General features: G+C 69.4%; 19 protein-coding genes. 6 read left to right on the forward strand and 13 right to left on the reverse strand.

The genetic code is table 11. The annotated features are described in order from the left end of the window. Positions 1-53: 53 nt before the first annotated feature. On the reverse strand, positions 54-497 hold the full coding sequence (locus BIU95_RS17270; protein WP_139179885.1) for a hypothetical protein: 444 nt from the start codon (positions 495-497) through the stop codon (positions 54-56). 444 nt (positions 498-941) lie between these two features. Here BIU95_RS17270 and BIU95_RS17275 point away from each other — a divergent pair, with 444 nt between their 5' ends. Beyond that, complete coding sequence (locus BIU95_RS17275; RefSeq protein ID WP_056071205.1) at positions 942-1,808, forward strand: hypothetical protein; 867 nt, start codon at positions 942-944, stop codon at positions 1,806-1,808. Positions 1,809-1,870: 62 nt separating this feature from the next. Here BIU95_RS17275 and BIU95_RS17280 read toward each other — a convergent pair whose 3' ends face one another. The 8 genes from BIU95_RS17280 to BIU95_RS17310 form a co-directional block, all read right to left on the reverse strand. Beyond that, positions 1,871-2,494 carry a response regulator transcription factor gene (locus tag BIU95_RS17280; RefSeq protein WP_197068611.1) on the reverse strand — a complete coding sequence of 208 codons (624 nt, stop codon included), beginning with the start codon at positions 2,492-2,494 and terminating at the stop codon, positions 1,871-1,873. 5 nt (positions 2,495-2,499) lie between these two features. Next, positions 2,500-3,564: a sensor histidine kinase gene (locus BIU95_RS17285; RefSeq protein ID WP_175470793.1), complete on the reverse strand. Its 1,065-nt coding sequence runs from the start codon at positions 3,562-3,564 to the stop codon at positions 2,500-2,502. A 176-nt stretch (positions 3,565-3,740) separates the two neighbouring features. After that, positions 3,741-4,511: an ABC transporter permease gene (locus tag BIU95_RS17290; RefSeq protein WP_017885871.1), complete on the reverse strand. Its 771-nt coding sequence runs from the start codon at positions 4,509-4,511 to the stop codon at positions 3,741-3,743. After that, positions 4,508-5,437 carry an ABC transporter ATP-binding protein gene (locus BIU95_RS17295; RefSeq protein WP_071252390.1) on the reverse strand — a complete coding sequence of 310 codons (930 nt, stop codon included), beginning with the start codon at positions 5,435-5,437 and terminating at the stop codon, positions 4,508-4,510. The genes BIU95_RS17290 and BIU95_RS17295 overlap by 4 nt, the downstream gene beginning before the upstream one ends. A 177-nt stretch (positions 5,438-5,614) precedes the next feature. Beyond that, the gene (locus tag BIU95_RS17300) at positions 5,615-7,435 is read right to left on the reverse strand and encodes a histidine-type phosphatase (protein ID WP_083389441.1); all 1,821 of its coding nucleotides are present in this window, start codon (positions 7,433-7,435) and stop codon (positions 5,615-5,617) included. A gap of 127 nt (positions 7,436-7,562) precedes the next feature. Next, a complete protein-coding gene (locus BIU95_RS18460; RefSeq protein ID WP_017885868.1) occupies positions 7,563-7,748 on the reverse strand; it encodes a hypothetical protein in 186 nt (61 codons plus the stop codon). Positions 7,749-7,837: 89 nt separating this feature from the next. After that, positions 7,838-8,821, reverse strand: a complete 984-nt coding sequence (locus BIU95_RS17305) for a zinc-binding alcohol dehydrogenase family protein (protein WP_071252392.1) — start codon at positions 8,819-8,821, stop codon at positions 7,838-7,840. Next, the gene (locus BIU95_RS17310) at positions 8,818-9,312 is read right to left on the reverse strand and encodes a MarR family transcriptional regulator (protein WP_017885866.1); all 495 of its coding nucleotides are present in this window, start codon (positions 9,310-9,312) and stop codon (positions 8,818-8,820) included. The genes BIU95_RS17305 and BIU95_RS17310 overlap by 4 nt, the downstream gene beginning before the upstream one ends. A gap of 44 nt (positions 9,313-9,356) precedes the next feature. On the opposite strand from BIU95_RS17310, the gene BIU95_RS17315 reads away from it, so the two are divergent. Further along, the gene (locus BIU95_RS17315) at positions 9,357-9,779 is read left to right on the forward strand and encodes an ester cyclase (RefSeq protein WP_071252474.1); all 423 of its coding nucleotides are present in this window, start codon (positions 9,357-9,359) and stop codon (positions 9,777-9,779) included. A gap of 88 nt (positions 9,780-9,867) precedes the next feature. Here BIU95_RS17315 and BIU95_RS17320 read toward each other — a convergent pair whose 3' ends face one another. Further along, positions 9,868-10,467 carry a TetR/AcrR family transcriptional regulator gene (locus BIU95_RS17320; RefSeq protein WP_031259166.1) on the reverse strand — a complete coding sequence of 200 codons (600 nt, stop codon included), beginning with the start codon at positions 10,465-10,467 and terminating at the stop codon, positions 9,868-9,870. Between the two features lie 81 nt (positions 10,468-10,548). On the opposite strand from BIU95_RS17320, the gene BIU95_RS17325 reads away from it, so the two are divergent. Beyond that, positions 10,549-11,214 (forward strand): SDR family oxidoreductase, encoded by a 666-nt coding sequence (locus tag BIU95_RS17325; RefSeq protein ID WP_017885863.1) that lies wholly within the window; start codon positions 10,549-10,551, stop codon positions 11,212-11,214. 72 nt (positions 11,215-11,286) lie between these two features. Here the strand turns inward: BIU95_RS17325 and BIU95_RS17330 are convergent, their stop codons facing one another. Beyond that, entirely contained in the window at positions 11,287-11,904 is a 618-nt protein-coding gene (locus BIU95_RS17330) for a TetR/AcrR family transcriptional regulator (RefSeq protein ID WP_017885862.1), read from the reverse strand. Between the two features lie 78 nt (positions 11,905-11,982). Between BIU95_RS17330 and BIU95_RS17335 the strand changes: the two genes are divergently transcribed. Beyond that, positions 11,983-13,173 carry a hypothetical protein gene (locus tag BIU95_RS17335; protein ID WP_139179886.1) on the forward strand — a complete coding sequence of 397 codons (1,191 nt, stop codon included), beginning with the start codon at positions 11,983-11,985 and terminating at the stop codon, positions 13,171-13,173. A 99-nt stretch (positions 13,174-13,272) separates the two neighbouring features. Next, positions 13,273-14,337, forward strand: a complete 1,065-nt coding sequence (locus BIU95_RS17340; RefSeq protein WP_082046787.1) for an amidohydrolase family protein — start codon at positions 13,273-13,275, stop codon at positions 14,335-14,337. 150 nt (positions 14,338-14,487) lie between these two features. On the opposite strand, the gene BIU95_RS17345 is transcribed toward BIU95_RS17340, so the two are convergent. Together BIU95_RS17345 and BIU95_RS17350 are read right to left on the reverse strand one after the other, a co-directional pair. After that, entirely contained in the window at positions 14,488-15,735 is a 1,248-nt protein-coding gene (locus BIU95_RS17345) for an MFS transporter (RefSeq protein ID WP_071252397.1), read from the reverse strand. Between the two features lie 118 nt (positions 15,736-15,853). Then, positions 15,854-16,336 carry a MarR family winged helix-turn-helix transcriptional regulator gene (locus tag BIU95_RS17350; protein ID WP_017885858.1) on the reverse strand — a complete coding sequence of 161 codons (483 nt, stop codon included), beginning with the start codon at positions 16,334-16,336 and terminating at the stop codon, positions 15,854-15,856. Positions 16,337-16,391: 55 nt separating this feature from the next. On the opposite strand from BIU95_RS17350, the gene BIU95_RS17355 reads away from it, so the two are divergent. After that, a complete protein-coding gene (locus BIU95_RS17355; RefSeq protein ID WP_031259164.1) occupies positions 16,392-17,588 on the forward strand; it encodes an FAD-dependent monooxygenase in 1,197 nt (398 codons plus the stop codon). The last annotated feature ends 69 nt before the right edge of the window (positions 17,589-17,657 follow it).

Raw genomic sequence — 17,657 nt, forward strand, 5'->3', positions numbered from 1 at the left:
TCTCCTCACGCAGCAGCGGGTGCGAGCCGTCGGCTCGCACCCGCTGCGATGCGTCACCTGCCGTAGTAGGTCTTCGCTGTACCGACACCGTTGCCGGGCCGGTTCGGCCGGTACGGCTTCCACACGGTCACTGCTTCCGTGCCGGACTTGCCCCACTTCCGGCCAGAGTCAGCGATGATGCTGCTGCCGTGCTCGAGCCGCGCACGCGTGTAGTGCTGCACGCCTGCCCAGGTCGTCCAACCATGCGAACGCTTGTGCGTCGTCCCACTGATGGTCTTCTTCTCCGCTGCACCGCGGTGGTTCACCGCCAACACCGACATTCCGGTTCCTGCGCCGTCGACGGTCCCGGTGCTCTCTGACCATCCACCGATGACCCCCTCGCTCCCGACGCCGTCCTGCGCCTGTGCGGGGATCGCGCCGAGGAACACCGCCCCGCCGACAGCCACAGCGGCGAAGCCAGCGGCAACCCGCCGAGATCGGTGATCGTTCTTGCTCATTTCCCACTCCTTCCCGAGAACTGATATCCAGCCCGTCAGTCGTTAACATGCCAGGAAGGGAGCAGCTTGTCGAACGGACCTCCGCCCGGACACGGCGGGCTCCGTTGGTACAGGGGGGGGCTGGCAGGACGACAACGGCGTCCCGGTGCTCGAAGCCAGCCACCACATGCGGCGACATTCCGAGGACAGGGCTTCGCAACAGACGCACGGCTGCCTGTCGAGACGATCCCGAGCCCCATCCACACGGTGAGGGCTGCGGTGCTTCTCAGGGCGGCAGGTCACCTTGACTCGTACGATCGTCTCCCCACTGCCTTCGCCACCCGTCCCCACCCGTTCCGACCCGGAGATCCTGATGCGCACTGAACACGGCCCACTCGCCCCCGGCTGGCGCCTGCTGATCGATGGACGTGGACCAGGTCCGTCGCCCGCGGAAGGCGCACGGGCATGAACGGAGAGCGCCAGCGCCTTCGCGTCCTCTACGTGAGTGACCTCGGGTACGAGGCGAAGGGCCGACGCTACTGCGACGAGGACATCTACCTGTCCGGCGAGCTCAGCGCGGAGTTCGACGTCGCGATCTGCCCACCGCTGGCTGCCGAGCACCTGATGGACGCGTTCGACGTCGTCGTGGTGCGCAACAGTGGACCCGTGCTGCACTACCTGGCTGCGTACGATGCGTTCCGCGAAGCCGCGCGGACTCGTGGGATCCCTGTGTTCACGGACCTGACAGGACGAGCTGACCAGAGGGGGAAGCAGTACCTCCTCGACCTGTTCCGAGCCGGGTACCCGGTCATCCCCACGATCGATGCCGCCGCGGACATCGCGCAACTCCCGGACACCGCGGACTACATCGCGAAGCCGAAGCTGGGCGCGGACTCGATCGGGCTGAGAGTCGTGGGCCGTGACGAGCTCGCCGGGCTGCACTACGACAACCTGCTCGTGCAACCCCGCATCGACTTCCAGTACGAAGTCTCCTTCTACTACGTGGACCACGTCCCGCAGTACGCGCTCAACGCTCCCGACCCGACGAAACGGTGGGAGTTGCAGCAGTACCGCGCGAGCGATGACGACTGGGCCTTCGCGCAACAGTTCATCGGGTGGAACACGATCGAGCACGGTGTCCAACGCGTCGATGCCTGCCGCACCCGAGACGGAGCACTGCTCCTCGTGGAGCTGGAAGACCTCAACCCGTACCTGTCGCTCGACCTGCTCGACGAGCGCACCCGGACGTCCTTCGTCGCCGCGGTGAAGGAGTCCGTGCGGGCATCGGCAGGGAAGCGACAGGCGGAGCCGCTCCGTCGATCGGCTGACTGACGCCTGCGACCGCCGCCGAACCGCGAAGGACCGGACCGAGCGCCGATCGTTCCGCGACCGGATCAGGGCCGTCCCGTGCCGAGCAGCCAGCCGTTGTCCGCCGCGATCCGCAGGGCCTCGGTCGCGTTGCGCGCCGCGGTCTTCCCGATCGCGGACGACAGGTGGTTCCGCACGGTCCCCTCGGACAGGTGCAGCGTGCCGGCGACCCCGGCCACGGTCGGCGCCGTGCGGAAGGCGATGAGCACGTCGGTCTCCCGTGGGCTGAGCGGGGAGGGCCCGGCAGCGAGGGACTCGGCGGCGAGCACGGGGTCGACGACACGGAAACCCCCCTCGACACGGCGCACGGCATCGGCGAGGTGTTCGGCGGGGGTGTCCTTCACGACGAACCCGGCTGCCCCGGCTTCGAGCGCTCGCCGGAGGTACCCGGGTCGGCCGAACGTCGTGACGATGAGCGAGCGGCAGGTCGGCAGCTCGCGAGCCAGGATCGACGCCGCCGTGAGGCCGTCCGCCCCCGGCATCTCGACGTCGAGCAGGGCCACCGTGGCGCCGGACGCCCGTGCTGCGTCGAGCACTTCGTCGCCACGGGCCACCTGGGCGACGACCGCGATGTCCCGTTCGAGCGAGAGCAGCGAGGCGAGTGCGCCACGGACGAGCGCCTGGTCGTCTGCGATGAGCACTCGGATCACGTCGGTCATCGTTGACTCCTCTCGACCCGGAGCAGGAATCCGCCCAGGTCGCTCGTGCCGGTGGTCAGGACCGCTCCGACGGCTTCCGCGCGTTCCCTGAGGCCGCGGAGCCCGTTCCCGCCGAGCACGGCCGCGGTCGACGGGGGAGCGAGCACCCCGGTGCCGTCGTCCTCGACCGTCAGCGCAGTCCGGGTCAGTGTCACGCGGACCCGGCTCGCGGCGGCGTGCCGGACGATGTTCGTGACGCCTTCTCGGAGGACCCACGCGAAGAGGCTCCGAACGTCATCGGCTGCTGCGTCGGCGTCCCGGGGGAGTGCTGCGTCGATGGCTGCGGCCTCGAGCGCTGCTCGCGCCGACACGAGTTCGGCGTCGAGGTCGGCCTCGCGGTAGCCGCTGACCGCGCGTCGGAGTCCCTGCAGCGCTTCGCGGGAGAGTCGTTCGACGTCCTGCATCTCGGTCTTCGCCCGGGCCGGGTCGACGTCCACCAACCGCGTGGCGAGCTCGGACTTCATCGCGACGACGGTCAGGGAGTGGCCGAGCACGTCGTGCAGGTCGCGGGAGAACCGGGCGCGTTCCTCGACGACGGCGAGGCGGGTGATCTCGTCCTGCGCGACCCCGAGCCGTTGCTCCGCCTCCCGTTGCCGTCCGAAGAACAGCATCGACGCCCCGACGGACACGGTGATGACGGGGGCGAAGAGGATGCCGTTGTCCACGGCGTTGCCCCAGCCCGCGCTCACGGCGACGAGGAGCTGCGCGCCGACGATCCCGAGCACCACGACAGCGGCCACCCAGAACCGCTCGGCGACGAACCCGGAGAGTGCAGCGATGAGCAGCCAGGTCCAGACCGCGAGCGGCCCGACCACGAGGAGCAGGAGCCCGGCGAGCAGCGCGACCCCGGCCAGCACGAGCACCCGCTCGCGCAGGTTCCGTCGCCACATCAGCTCCGGTGCGAACAGGTACGCCGCGTACACGACGGCGAGGGCGATGGAGGAGACGACGTGCGCGCGGAGGCTCCGTCCGTCGGTCCAGACGGCGATGATCTCGAGCACCTGCCACAGGAGCGCGAACACCGCGCCGGTGTACCACCGACGGCGTCCGATGCGGATGTCGTCGTCGCTGGCCCCCGGCGGGACGGCCCACGGGAACGAGCGTGGGGATGGCCGGGAGGCGCGTGGCGCGTCGTCCGTGCCACTTGCGTCGGTCGTGCTGGTCGCCGCGGACATCGGTGCCAGCGTAGGGCCGTCGGTCACTGCCGTGCAGCGTCGCGGCGGTAGCGCCACACGATCACCGCGGCCAGCACGATCGCCCAGCACGCCAGGACCATCGCGGGTTCGACCATGCCCGAGGAACCGGTGGCCCCGGCCCCCATCTGTCCGATCCGGTTCAACCAGTACGAGGGCAGCAGGTGCGCGACGGTCCCCATCCACTCCGGCATCACCGACAGCGGGACCCACAGACCGCCGAGGATCGCCATGCCCATGAACACCACCATGAAGAGCGGCTGCGCGAAGGACGGCTTCGCGAACTGTCCGATCAGGATCGCGATGAGCGCGAACGGGATCACTCCGCACCAGATGCCGAACCCGGCGGCGAACCAGCGCAGCGGGTCGAGCGAGGCGTGCATGCCGACGGTCGCGACGAGCACCGTGATGACGATCGACACCGCGGCGAAGGCCATCGCGGCGATCACCTTCGACACCATGAAGCCCCACCCGGAGAGCGGCGTCACCCGCAGCTGCCGGTTCCAGCCGATCGATCGCTCGTTGACGATCGCGAACGCCTGGCTGAGCGCGGCCATCATCGCACCGTACGCGGCCATCTGCAGCGTCGTGACGACGAGGTACTGCAGACGGGTCGTCGGGTCGGTCTGGGAGCCGAAGGCCGAACCGAAGACGAGCAGCATGATCACCGGGACGGCGAAGGTGAACACCATCGCACGGACGTTGCGGAGCTGCCGCTTCGTCTCGAGGTAGACGTAACGGATCGGCATCCGGCCGGACGCGGTGACGGTGGTCATGCGGGGATCCCTTCGGGAGCGGTGTCGGTGGTGGCGGGGTCGGCAGTGAGCGCGAGGAAGGCGTCGTCCATGGTCGAGGCGACCACCTGGATGTCGTGCGCCTGCGGGAACGACGTGAGCAGGGCCCGGAGGGTGTCGTCGCTGCGGTCCGAACGGAGTGTGACGGAGTCGTGCCGGGCCTCCAGGCTGCGGACACCGGGGAGACCACGCAACGCGACGTGCGCGTCGGTGGTGACCCCGGAGAACCGGACCGCACGCGTGGCGGTGATCGCCTTGATCTGGGCGGGTGTGCCGTCGGCAACGATCCGACCGGCGCGCATGATGACGATGCGGTCGGCGAAGGTGTCGGCCTCGTCGAGGTAGTGGGTGGCGAAGACGACCGTGCGCCCGGCGTCGGTGAACTCGCGCATCGAGGACCAGAACGTGTGCCGGGCCTCGACGTCCATCGCCGCGGTCGGTTCGTCGAGCACCAGCAGGTCGGGGTCGGAGACCACGGCGACCGCGAACCTCGCCCGCTGCAGCTGACCGCCGGAGAGCTTGTTCACCCGGCGGCCGGCGATCTCTGTGCAGCGCGCACGGCGGAGGGCCTCGTCGACCGACATCGGACGACGGTGCGCTGCAGCAACCAGGGCGACCGCGTCCCGGACCGTCATGTCCGGCAGGAGCGCGCCGCCCTGGAGCATCGCGCCGACCCGCCCCGTGACCACCGCGGCGCGGGGCTCCTCACCGAAGAGCAGGGCCCCGCCGCTCGTCGGCACGGACAGCCCGAGCGCGAGGTCGACCGTCGTGGTCTTGCCGGCGCCGTTCGGGCCGAGGAGGGCGACGACCTCGCCCGGACGGATCGTCAGGTCGACGCCGTCGACCGCAGCCACCTCGCCGAAGCGTTTGCGGAGGTCGCGGAGCTGGATGACCGGTGTGTCGTTCATGGGACCCACCCTCGTGCAGCCGCGCGCGCGGTGCCTCGGCCGGACGTCACGATCCCGGCATGACATCTGTCACTGGTGGCCGAGGTCCGCGGCTCGGTCGAGTCACTGCCCCTCGGCTGCCGACGTGGGGCCCACCTCCAGGCACGGCCGTCACCCCGCTGGCGCGGTGCGCCGGCGTCAGTCGGTGTGACGACGCAGGCGACGGCGGCGACGCAGCACCAGGGTCCCGGCACCGGCCAGGAGGAGCAGCGTCGCGAGCAACGCCGGTCCGGCAGGCGACTGTGCGCCGGTCGCGGCCAGCGTGCCCGTCGCGCGGGCCGTCGGTGTGCCGGCACCCTGCGTCGCCGGAGTCACCGCCGGCGTCGTCGTCGGGGTCGGCGTGGGCTCCGCAGTGGGCGTCGCGGTCGGTCGTGGCGTGGCTGCAGCGATCAGCGGGCTCTCCGCCATCGCCGTGCCGGTCAGGCAGTGCTTGAGCTCGGTCTCCTTGACCCAGTGCGACCCTGCAGCGACTGCACGGCACCCGGGGGCGAACGCGATCTCCCGCTCGTTGTAGAGCATGCGCACGAGCGGCGTGTAGGCCGCTCCGGTGGCGGGGTCGATGCCTGCTCGCGAGACGACGTCCCACTGCACGTTCGCAGCCATCGGCGTCACCGCAGAACCTCGCCACGGGTTGGTGGCGTACCCGTAGACGTCGGCGTCGGACGCCGGAGCAGCGTTGTCGGGCGCGGCGACGGTGGATCCCGGCAGCCGCAGCAGCGCCGCGAACGGGATGATCGTCTCCGCGTGCGCGAAACGGAAGGTCGCGACGACGTCGCCGCCGGCGACGCGGGCGTCGATCGTGGCGAAGAAGTCGTCGAGCAGGGGCTCGGCGATCGAGTAGGTCTCGTCGTGCCCGGCGAGGCTCGGGCCCTTCTCGTAGAAGTCCTCGGCGTCGAGCAAGTACGCGAACCACTCGGCATCCGCCGGCCGGCCAGCGAAGTACTGCGCGAAGTCGAACCGGTGCGGAGCGACGTTCTCCACTTGCATGTCGGCCGCGATGATGTACAGGTTGTAGAGCGACATCGCCGCATCGACGGTGCTCTTGATCGACTTCTTCGGGTCGCCGCAGGCATCGGGATCGGCCTTCGTGTCGGCGCCGGGCGCGCACGCCACCGCGCCGCCCTTGGAGCCGTCGGCGGTGTTGTACCAGACGTGTTTCTTGTCGGTGCCGATCTCGGCGATGAACCCGGGCGTGAAGATGCCGGAGAGCAGGTCCTGCGCCGCCTGGATCGATCGCGGCTTCGCCTCGATGTACTGCAAGGCCGCAGCGATCGTGCCGCCGTCACCGGTCTGTGCGGCGATGTAGTCCTCGTACGCCTGGGCGCGCTTGCGCTCGGGTGACCCCTCGGCCTTGTCGGTGCCGTCCGGGTTCTCGACCTCGTGGAAGTAGAGCAGGTCGGGGCGCGGTTCGAGCTTGACAGCAGGGGCCCCGAAGCCCCGCAAGAAGTTCTCGCCCGACTCCGTGGCGCGAGACTCACCAGAGGTCTCGGCGACGACACGCCCGCCCGTCTTCGCCGCACGGGCGAACAGCTGCTTGTTGCGCTGCGCGGCTCGCGCTCCGATGCCCTGGTGCTGGGCTGCGCCCTGACCGGTGAGCATGCCGTAGCCGTTCGCGACGTTCGCCGCCGTGATGGCGTCGAGGTTCGCGGAGAACTCCTTCCCGATCGCAGGCGTCAGGAACCCGTTCTCGGCCTGCGCGGTCGCGGCGAGACGGTGCAGCAGCGCGTCGTACTTGTACGCGGAGAGCCCCCGGGAACCGTGCCGGGCGACCGACTCCGTGGCGACGGGGGAGTAGCCCGTCGGGGCAGGTGAGTAGGCGTCGATGTCCGACTGGCTGGGGGCGATGTAGGGCTGCTTGCTGCTGGTGAAGCTGGCCTCGTCGGCGTGCGCCGGTGTCGCGAACACCAGCGAGGCGACGGCAGCGACGGCAACGCAGGACAGTGCGGTGCGGGTGTTCATGGGTCCTCCGGTATCGGGACCCTCGGGCGGCGGTCCGACCAGCAGAGTTAGTGCCAGCGGGTGAACAGCCCTTGACCTGGAGGTGACCGGACGGTGCTGCCGGACACGGCAGCACCCTGGGACCTGCCTAGCTGGGCCCGGATCGTCGGGTCAGCTTCGAGCTGACGACGCCGTAGAGCAGCCAGGCGACGACAACGACGAGTGCGACCGTGCCGTACATCGCCGGCAGGGCGCCCTGCACCAAGAACGGCACGAGCAGGAGACTGACCAGGCCGAGGATGGCCAAGGTGGTCTTGTAGCTGCGAGGAGACATCCGACCTTCCTGAATTGCACTGGCTGGAGCCCTTGTCGAGGACGAACGGGTTCCACCCCGAGAGCGGGGTCCCGGGGAGTCCGTGCCCATCATCGGATGGTGACGACGAGCTTGCCTGACCGGATCCCGTCCTCCATGTCGCGGTGGGCCTGAACGATCTCCTCGAGCGCGTACACCTTCGCGATCGGGACCTGCACGGTGCCGGCTGCGACGGTGTCGAGGAACGCCTGCAGTACCGATGCCGGCAGGTCGCTCGCTTCGCCGGAGTACGCGGTGAGGCGCACCCCGTTGGGGATCACCGCCATCGGGTAGAAGTCGGGGATGGTCCAGACGTCGGAGAGCATCCCGCTGAACGACACGGTGCCGTGGACGGCTGTCGCCCGGAGTGTGTCGGGCAGCGTGCCGGTGCCGATCAACTCGACCGCTCCGTTGACGCCGTCCGGCACGATTCGACGGACCGTGTCGGCGATCCTGCCCGAGTCCACCACGACGTGGTCCGCACCAGTGGCGTGCAGTCGCTCGGCGCGGTCCGGGTTGCGAGTGGTTGCGATGACGGTCATGCCCTGCTGCTTCGCCAGCACGATGCACGCCAGGCCGATCGACGACGTGCCACCGCGGATCAGGATCGTGTCGCCCCGGCGGGCACCGACGCCCACGGTGAGCGACCCGTGTGCGGTCTGCAGCATCTCGGGGACGGCGCCGAGCACGGACCAGTCGAGGCTGCTCCGGAACGGCACGACGCTGCTGGCCGGAACGACGGTGTACTCGGCGTAGCCCCCGTCGAAGTCGCGACCCATCCCGCCCATCAGTCCGGCTACTTGGGTACCGGCGGGGAACTCTCCACCCGGGGCTGCCTCCACGGTCCCGACGGCTTCGATCCCGGGCACCCGTGGGAAGGTCCCGGAATGGCCCATGCCGCGGCGGAAGTGCAGCTCGGACCGGTTGAGCCCGAACGCTTCCACACGGATCAGCACCTGGCCCGGGCCTGGGATCGGGACCGGCAGCTCACGGATGTGCAACACGTCGGGGCCACCGGGTGCGTCGATCACGACGGCCCGCATGGTCGCCGTCATCGCCTTGCCTCCAACGTCGACTGCAGGCGCTCGAGTGCCGCGATGCCGTCTGCGATCGCCGCGGCATCGGCATCCGAGAGCACGGCGTCCAGCGCTTGGTCGAACCGCTCGTCCGCGAGGGCGAAGGCGTCTCTCCCCTGGGACGAGAGCACGCTCCGGACACTGCGCCGATCGTCCGGGTCCGTCGAACGTTCGAGGAAACCATCGGCGGCGAGCCGGTCGAGCAAGCGACTGGCTGCAGCGATCGACGTCCCGACGCCGGTCGCGACGTCCTGCACCCGGGCGCCCGATGGGGCTGCCTGGACGATCCGCAACACCTCCAGTCGGGCCAGGCTCAGCACGCCCTCGCCCCGCATCCGCTTCTCGACCGCGTTCCACACGTCGGTCTCGTGCCGCACCAGCGCGGCGAAGTACTCCCGCAGACGCGCCGCTCGCCCAGCCCGGTCATCCGGGGCGTCGATTCCAGGGAGGGGTGCGAGGTCCGTGCTCATGCTTCGACTCTACGGCATCTACTTGCTATGTAAAGTAGTTGTCCATGACCACAGACACACGCCTCTCCTTCCTGCGATTCGTCGACTTCATCAACAGCGCCGACCCGTCCATCGGTGAGACGGTCATCGCACCCGAAGCGGCGTTCTTGACGCCGTTCTCGCCCGAGCCGCTGCGCGGGCTGCCGGGGTACATGCAAATCCTGACGATCATGCGGGGCGCGTTCTCCGACATCCAGTGGAGCACCGACCGGATCGTCGTCGAGGGCGACGAAGTCGCAGCATGTTTCGAACTGCGCGGCACGCACGACGGCGAGTTCCTCGGTGTCCCCGCTACGGGGAGGACGGTGATTGCGAACGCGAGCAACTTCTACCGTTTCGACGAGGGACTGATCGTCGACGAGGTCGGCCAGCCGGACGTGCTCAGCATCCTCGGGCAGATCGGGGCGCTCCCGTCGGCAATCAGGTGAACGGTCAGGGTGCGATCGGCTTCGCGCGACACGGGGCGGCTGCCCGGTGGGTCAGTGGTACTCCGTGACGATCGCCGTGGCATGACCCTCAGGCAAGCCAGGCTGCGGACACGCTCCGGTCCACGACGTGACGCCATCCTTCCGGGGCTGCAGGGTCGTGGCTGGCCATCCCGGCCAGCCACAGGACGGCCATCAGGTCGTCGGTGGTGAAGTCCTCGGCGAGCACTCCGGCGCTGTGTGCGTTGGCGACGAGTTCGGCGCCGAGCGCCATGGATCGTTCGCAAGCGTTGATGAGGAGCACGGCGTCCGGGTAGCGCCGCAGCATTGCGTCGTTCATGGCCGGGTCGCTTCGTTGGAGGTCGATCATCTCGGCGATGAAGGTCTCCAACTGGGAACGGGGACTGTCCTGCGACAGTGTCCGGTCTCGCAGGGTCTTGAGTTTTGCCCCTGCGATGTCGGGCACGACGGCGTCGATGAGTTCTTCGCGCGACCCGACGCGGTTGTAGAGCGTGCCGATGCTCACGCCGGCTTCCCGGGCGATGTCCTCCAGGGGAGCGGACAATCCTCGCTGCGAGAACACGGCGATGGCGGCGGCGCGCAGCTTCTGGAGGTTCGCCTGCGCGTCTCGACGCAGACGGGGTGGGGTGCTCACAGCGACTCCGAAGGATCTTGAGGGCGGTCTCAACATATGCTGCAGTGGATTTGAGGACGTTCTCAACTTACCGCACCAGCTTGCAGGGCCCGGCGGTGGGCCACGAAAGGACACATCATGCCCCTCATCACCATCATCGGCGCGGGACCCGGACTGGGTCTCGAGATCGCTCGCGCCTTCGGGAAGAAGGGCTTCGACGTCGCGCTCGTTGCCCGCAGCCAGGCGAAGGTGGATGCCCTGGCGAGTGCGCTCGTCGCGGAGGGCATCCAGGCTCGCGGGTTCACCGCCGACGTCAGCGAGCCCGACACGATCCGAGGCGCACTCCGGTCGATCCGGGAGTCGCTCGGTCCGATCGACGTCCTCGAGTACTCGCCGGCGGATCGGGCACTGGAGTCGGTCGATGCCGTGGACGTGACGATGGACAACCTGCAGCCACAGATCGACTTCTACCTCGGTGGCGCCATCGCGGCCGTCGGTGCGGTGCTGCCCGACATGATCGCCGCGGGCACAGGCACGGTCCTCGTGACGACCGGTGGTGGTGCGCTCGCCCGGACTCCGGTCCGCGGGAACGTCAACATCGCAGCCGCAGGGCTCCGGAACTGGATCCTCAACCTCGGTGCCGCCGTCGCGGAGAAGGGTGTCTACGTCGGTTTCGTCGCGATCACCGCCCTGATCGGAGGTGGGCGACCGGATGCGGAGCCCGCGGTCATCGCGCAGTCGTACGTGAAGCTCCATGACGAGCGGCGGGACGCCGAACTGCACTACGTCGCCTACGACGGCTGACGACACACCCGTCCGGGCCGGCCGGCCTGGACGGGTGGCTGCCGCGAACTCTGCATGGTGGCGCTCTGCACGTCAGTCGGTGCGGGCACCGGCTGCCGCGGCTGCGAACGTGCGGAGCGTGGCGACCTGCTGCGCGGTGCTCGGCGGTGCGTCGGCCATCTGCCACGTCGACACCAGCGCGATCATGCCGCCGATCGTGAAGGTGCGGGCGTCCCCGCTGAGTGCGACCACCGGTCGGGGGCCATCGCAATCGGACTCCGTCAGCCACGTCGTCATCGCCGAAGCCAGCACCTCGGTGACCCGCTCGCCGCGCGGGATGGCACGGAGCTTGTCGAAGAACTCCCGATCCGATCGTCCTGCGGTGAGCAGCGGTTCGATCCCGCGTTCGCGAACGGCGTCGGTGAGGGCCTGCGCGAGGTTCGCCGCGCCCTCGTCGAGGGGAAGATGGTCTTCGAGGAGTCGACTGATCCAGACATCTGTCGCGAGGTCACCGACGTTGCTGTAGTGGTTGTGGAGCGCCTGCCTGCTCAAGCCAGCTCGCTGCGCCACTGCACTCATCGAGATCGTCTCGCCCTTCGGCGCCTCGGACACGAGTGCGGTCAACGCCCGGATCAGGGCGGCGCGGGTGCGGGTGATGCGCGGGTCCACCCGCTGGCTCGCGAGTGCCGCCGTGGGCGTTCCCTCCGTCATGCGTCCATCTTGCCAGACTGAGAGCTCTGATGTACGTTCGTCATCTACTGGACAACTGTAAAGGACATCATGACGCACGTGACCGAACCCGCACCGGACCGGCGAGACGGCCCGCAGCACCCGGCCTTCGAAGCGGCGGTCGCGGGCGGAACGCTGAACTCCGAAGGGCCGGGATCGGCTCATCGCTACCGGAACGTGATCCTCGGCGGGATCGCGATCCTGCTCCTCGCGATGGCGATGCTGACGAGCTACTCGAGCGCGTTCGGCGACCCGACGCCGAACAACGTGCACCTCGCGGTCACCGGCGACGTTGACGCGATCGTCGCGCTCGAGCAGCAAGGATCGCTGGACCTCACCGTCGTGGCCTCTGACCAGCAGGCGCGGACCGCGGTGCTCGACCGCGACGTCGACGGCGCTGTCGTGTTACCTGCTCCGGGGAAGGGCGCCGGCGTCACCACCTACATCGCCAGCGGCGGCGGCCGTGGCCTCGGACAGGCGATCTCCGGTATCGGTGACTCGATCGCAGCGAAACTGCGGACCACCAACACGGCCGCAGACCTCGCACCCCTGCCGAAGCAGGACCCGGTCGGATCGATCGAGTTCTACGCGATCCTCTTCGCCGGCCTGGGGGCCGCCCTCGGTGCGACGGTGTTCGGACGCATCCTCGGCACTGTCGACACGGCGGCGAAGTTCATCGAGCGCAGCATCGTCCTCGTGCTCTACACCGGTCTCCTCGCCGGACTGACCACCCTGTGGATCGACTCCGCACTCGGAGCGGTGACCGTCGGCCCCTGGGCCGTGTTCGGGACCCTCTGGCTGACCGGACTCGCCATCGGGGGAGCGGTCACGGGCGTCGCAGCACTCGGCGGAACCATCGCGGCTCTGGTGATGACGCTCGGCCTGGTGATCCTCGGGAACACGTCGTCCGGTGGCCCGCTCGGGATCCACGTCCTCAACGACTTCTTCCAGACGCTCTACCACGTCTTCCCACAGGGCGACGCGCTCGACCTGCTGCGGTCCGTCCAGTACTTCGACGGCGCCGCGGTCGCCGCCCCGATCATCCGGCTGAGCATCTGGGCCGTGGCAGGCATCCTGCTCACGCTGACGGCGATGCTCATCCGGAACCGACGCGAAGCCGCGGCTCGACCGAAGGGCGGCCTCCGCTCCGAGCACGATCCCCGCCAGACGGCCGGACCCTCGGGCTCCCACCTCGAGGCCGCTGCAGTCACGCCCAACGCGGCCCTGCTGCCGTTGACCCCAACGCCCTGAATGCAACAGGGGTCCTCGACGGGCGGGGATCCCTCGAGGCACCCACTCCTGCACACGACAACCAGCCCTCATCGCTGAGGACGATCGGAGGACCGCACCATGCCAGGAAAGATCGATGTCCACCAGCACCTGCTCCCGCCCCGCTACTTCGAGGCGCTGGCAGCGGCAGGATCGAAAGCGATGGGGGCCGGCGCCCCGGGGGATGCGCCGGCTGCGACCGGAGGGTCCGCGCAGTGGGACCCGTGGGGTGGAAGCGGCGGGACCGCACCGCGACGAGGGCCTCGGGCCATCGGTGGCTGGCTGATGCCGGAGTGGAGCCCCCGAGCGGCGATCGAGATGATGGACGAGGCGGGGATCGAGACCGGAATGCTCTCGATCAGCGCACCCGGCGTGCACTTCGGTGACGACGCCGCGGCGCGGGAACTCGCCCGCGAACTGAACGACTACCAGGCCGAGCTGGTCCGTGAGGCGCCGGACCGGTTCGGGCACTTCGCGGTGCTGCCGTTGCCGGACTTCGATGGTGCCGTCGCCGAGGCCGTGCGAGCACTCGACGAACTCCACGCCGACGGGGTGCTCCTGCTGTCGAACGCGCACGGACGGTACCTCGGCGACCCCGCGTACGAGCCGCTCTGGGCAGAACTCGCCGCGCGCTCGGCCGTGGTCTTCGTGCACCCCACCGCGCCACCGATCACCCAGCTGCCAGGGATGCCGACTGCATTGCTGGACTTCCCGTTCGACACCACCCGCACCGCCGTGGACCTCGTCGCGCACGGCGTGTTCGACCGGTACCCGAACCTCCGCGTCATCCTCTCCCACGCCGGCGGGTTCCTGCCGTACGCAGCCAGTCGATTCAGCGCCGCCGCGATGTTCAACCCCGACACCACGCCGGAGAGCATCCAGGCGGGCCTCCGGAAGTTCTACTTCGACACCGCACTGTCCGCGTCCCCAACCTCGCTGCCGTCACTGCTGGCGTTCGCGGAACCCGGCCATGTCCTCTACGGCAGCGACTTCCCCTACGCGCACCCCGATTGGAGCGCCCGCTTCGACCACGACCTGGACACCTACGACGGCCCCGGCGCAGAACGACTGGGCGAGGTGCACCGAACAGCCGCCGAGCAGCTCTTCCCCCGCTTGAGCGCCGAGCGCGTTCCGGGGAGCGAGTGAGTGTCGAAGCGGTCCGTGAGCCGCCAGGGTGCACCAGCCTGACCGTTCAGCCGAGTGTCCGCGGGGTCTCACCCGCGGAGCCGATCCGCAGCGTCCGACACTGCACCGACCATGCGGCGGATGAACGCGGCGTGGTGCTCGAGCTCCCCGTTACCGAACGGCGATCGTCCTGAGTGGTGAGCACATCGCCACGACGACGGCGCCGGCGAACACGAGCGTCACCGCGAGCAGCGCGACGCCATCTCCAGCGACGGTCATGAGCGCGCCGCCGCCCACTGCTCCTGCAGCCGCGACGGTCCTGTTCGCGCTGCGCATCGTGCCGTTCATCCGACCGAGCAGCGCGTCGGGTGTGACGGTCTGGCGGAGGCTCATCTCGTTCGCGTTCTCGCAGCCCGCTGCAGCGCCGTGCACGGCGAAAGCGACGAACAACACCGCGACAGTCGCCGGTGTTCCTGCGGTGCCGGTGCCGACCGTCGTGAGCGTGACGGCGGCCCAGGCGACCGGGTACGCGGCTCGAGCGGCGATGATCGTCCGGCCGGCACCGAAGCGGGTACCGAGGCGCGGCGCAGCGGTGGCGCCGAGGAGCATCGCGACACCGCTGACGGCGAGGATGCCCCCGTACACGGCCGCTGGGAGCGCGAAGGTGCGGAGCGCGAGTGTCGCGAACACCGTCAGTCCGGCGGCGTTGGCGAGGAACCAGAGATGTGTCGACAGCGCCAGCGGTGCGAGCGTCGCATGACCGTACGTCCACCGCAGACCGTCGGCGATGTCGCTCCGCAACCGCGCACCCGCCGTGCGCGCTGGCGTCTGCTCGATGACGCGGACGCGCGCGATGAGGACGGCGTCGATGAAGTAGCTCACCGCGTCGAGGGCGATCGCGACCGGCGCGGTCACGATGCTGACCAGGACACCTCCGAGAGCCGGGCCCACCGTCTGCGCTGCCGCATCACTCTGGTCGACCCGCGCATTCGCCGCCAGGAGGAGCGGGCGAGGGACGATTCGAGGGAGGAGGGACTGCGTCGCGGCGAATCCGATGACGGACAGGATGCCGAACACGAACAACGCCGCCGCCGTCACCCAGAGGTTCAAGAGCCCGGTGAACCAGAGCACCGGGATCGCGCCCAGGCACACGCCACGACCGACACTCGCCCAGATCAGGAGTGGCTTGCGCCGGAATCGATCGACGTACGCGCCGACGATCAGCCCGAACAACGCGTACGGGAGGAACTGGGCAGCGTTCACCAGCCCCACCTCGAACGGGCTGGCGTGCAGCACGGTCACCACGAGAACCGGTACGGCGACCGCGCTGACTGCTGATCCGAACGATGAGACGGTCGCAGCGGACCAGTACGGGCGGAACCCGGGCACTCCACGCAGCGTGGTCGCGTCCTCGCCCATGCGCCAACGCTGGCAGACGGCGACGCCGCGAGCAAGACACTTCCCACTCCGCATCGCTGTGGGGTGGTCGATCGGCCGACGAGAAGGCCAGTCCTCGATCGACGGACCTCGACGGCGTCTATCCGCGGAGCCGGTCCGCGGCATCCGACGCGGCACCGACCATGCGGCGGATGAACGCGGCGTGGTGCTCGAGCTCTGCTGCAGGCACCTGTTGCAGGGCGGCAGCGATCTCGGCGGTCGACCGCTCCGTGAACGCCCGCGCACGCTCCCGTGCCGCCGGTGTCGGACGGAGCGTCACCCGGCGCCGGTCCGTGTGCTCGCGGCTGCGTGCGACCAGACCTGCCGACTCCAAGCGGTTCAGCAGGACGGTCACGGATCCGGAGGTCATCCCGATCCGCTGCCCGAGCCGGGCGGGTGACAGCGGGTCGCCGGACGAGTCTGCCCAGAGCACCTGTCCGAGGGCGTTCGCATCGGTGGTCGGCAGGTCGAGCCAGGAGGACATCAGCTGGTTGAGCTCCGCGAACGCCACCGCCCATGTCTGGAGCGCCTCCATCACCTCGACCTGAGGCGCGTCCCACTCCATCCCGAACACGTCGTCCATCAGACTCCTTTACTGTGTAGTATCTTTATTGTAAAGCTTGCAACGGAGGAACACCATGGCAAACCGCACCGCTGTCATCTCAGGAGCCAGTATCGCTGGCCTCTCGACCGCCTACTGGCTCCGCCGGACCGGATGGGACGTGACGGTCATCGAACGAGCCGCTGCGTTCCGTGACGGCGGACAGAACGTCGACGTCCGGGGCGTCGCGCGCGACGTGCTCCGCAAGATGGGCTTGTTCGACGCCGTGAAGGCACGGAACACCACCGAGACGGGCACCGTCCTCGTCGACGGGCGTGGAACAGTCACCGCTGAGCTGCCCTCCGACGGGGCCGGCGGTGCGACAGCGGAACTCGAGATCCTGCGCGGCGACCTCGCTCGGACGATCCTCGACAACCTGCCGCCCGGCGTCTCGTTCGTCTACGGCGACACCGTTGTCGACGTCGACGACGACGCCGCGGGAGTCGCCGTGACGACCGCGAAGGGCCAGCGCCTGCGTGCCGACCTGTTCGTCATCGCCGAGGGTGTGCGGTCCCGCACCCGTGCGATGGTCTTCGACCAGGACGACGTCGACCAGCGCGACCTCGACGTCACCATGGTGTTCGGGACCATCCCACGGACCGACGGCGACGACGACCGTTGGCGGTGGCACAACGCCGTCCGAGGGCGCCAGGTCCACCTCCGACCTGACCCGTACGGCACCACCCGTGCGATCCTCGCCTACTCTCCCGGGGACGACGTCATCGGTCTGAGTCGTGAGCAGACACTGGCGGCGGTGCGGCGCCGGTACGACGGAGTCGGGTGGGAGGCGCCGCGGGTCCTGGACGCGCTCGACACGTCGCCCGACGTCTACATCGACCAGCTCCAGCAGATCCGGATGCGGACCTGGCACCGCGGCCACGTCGTCATGGCCGGGGATGCCGGATGGTGCGTCACGCCCATGGGTGGCGGCGGCGCCTCGCTCGCGCTCACCGCCGGCTACGTCCTGGCCGCCGAGCTCTCCGACGCGACGCAGGACCAGGAGGCAGCGTTGACCGCCTACGAGACGTGGATGCGCCCACTGGTCGACGATGTGCAGGATCTGCCTCGTGGGCTCAAGGCCCTGGCGTACCCGCAGTCCCGACTCGCTCTCGCACTCCGCGGGCTCCTGAACAAGGTGCTGATGTCACGGCCGCTCCGACCGGTCGCCATGAAGCTCACGCAGGTCGCCGAGACCGACCGCGAGTTGCCGGCCCTGCGGGCCGTCGTCAGCTGAGGAGCCTTCGCCCCGCTCCTCGGACGTGCGCATCTGCCCCGCCACGTGTCGGACTGGAGGCACGGTGCC

Source organism: Curtobacterium sp. MCBA15_007 (genome assembly GCF_001864905.1).
GTDB classification, from domain to species: domain Bacteria; phylum Actinomycetota; class Actinomycetes; order Actinomycetales; family Microbacteriaceae; genus Curtobacterium; species Curtobacterium poinsettiae.

Bases quoted from the DNA above. Each gene is read 5' to 3' on its own strand.
- BIU95_RS17270 (WP_139179885.1), bottom strand. From the start codon at position 497: ATGAGCAAGAACGATCACCGATCTCGGCGGGTTGCCGCTGGCTTCGCC.
- BIU95_RS17275 (WP_056071205.1), top strand. From the start codon at position 942: ATGAACGGAGAGCGCCAGCGCCTTCGCGTCCTCTACGTGAGTGACCTC.
- BIU95_RS17290 (WP_017885871.1), bottom strand. From the start codon at position 4,511: ATGACCACCGTCACCGCGTCCGGCCGGATGCCGATCCGTTACGTCTAC.
- BIU95_RS17295 (WP_071252390.1), bottom strand. From the start codon at position 5,437: ATGAACGACACACCGGTCATCCAGCTCCGCGACCTCCGCAAACGCTTC.
- BIU95_RS17300 (WP_083389441.1), bottom strand. From the start codon at position 7,435: ATGAACACCCGCACCGCACTGTCCTGCGTTGCCGTCGCTGCCGTCGCC.
- BIU95_RS18460 (WP_017885868.1), bottom strand. From the start codon at position 7,748: ATGTCTCCTCGCAGCTACAAGACCACCTTGGCCATCCTCGGCCTGGTC.
- BIU95_RS17305 (WP_071252392.1), bottom strand. From the start codon at position 8,821: ATGACGGCGACCATGCGGGCCGTCGTGATCGACGCACCCGGTGGCCCC.
- BIU95_RS17310 (WP_017885866.1), bottom strand. From the start codon at position 9,312: ATGAGCACGGACCTCGCACCCCTCCCTGGAATCGACGCCCCGGATGAC.
- BIU95_RS17315 (WP_071252474.1), top strand. From the start codon at position 9,357: ATGACCACAGACACACGCCTCTCCTTCCTGCGATTCGTCGACTTCATC.
- BIU95_RS17320 (WP_031259166.1), bottom strand. From the start codon at position 10,467: ATGTTGAGACCGCCCTCAAGATCCTTCGGAGTCGCTGTGAGCACCCCA.
- BIU95_RS17325 (WP_017885863.1), top strand. From the start codon at position 10,549: ATGCCCCTCATCACCATCATCGGCGCGGGACCCGGACTGGGTCTCGAG.
- BIU95_RS17330 (WP_017885862.1), bottom strand. From the start codon at position 11,904: ATGACGGAGGGAACGCCCACGGCGGCACTCGCGAGCCAGCGGGTGGAC.
- BIU95_RS17340 (WP_082046787.1), top strand. From the start codon at position 13,273: ATGCCAGGAAAGATCGATGTCCACCAGCACCTGCTCCCGCCCCGCTAC.
- BIU95_RS17345 (WP_071252397.1), bottom strand. From the start codon at position 15,735: ATGGGCGAGGACGCGACCACGCTGCGTGGAGTGCCCGGGTTCCGCCCG.
- BIU95_RS17350 (WP_017885858.1), bottom strand. From the start codon at position 16,336: ATGGACGACGTGTTCGGGATGGAGTGGGACGCGCCTCAGGTCGAGGTG.
- BIU95_RS17355 (WP_031259164.1), top strand. From the start codon at position 16,392: ATGGCAAACCGCACCGCTGTCATCTCAGGAGCCAGTATCGCTGGCCTC.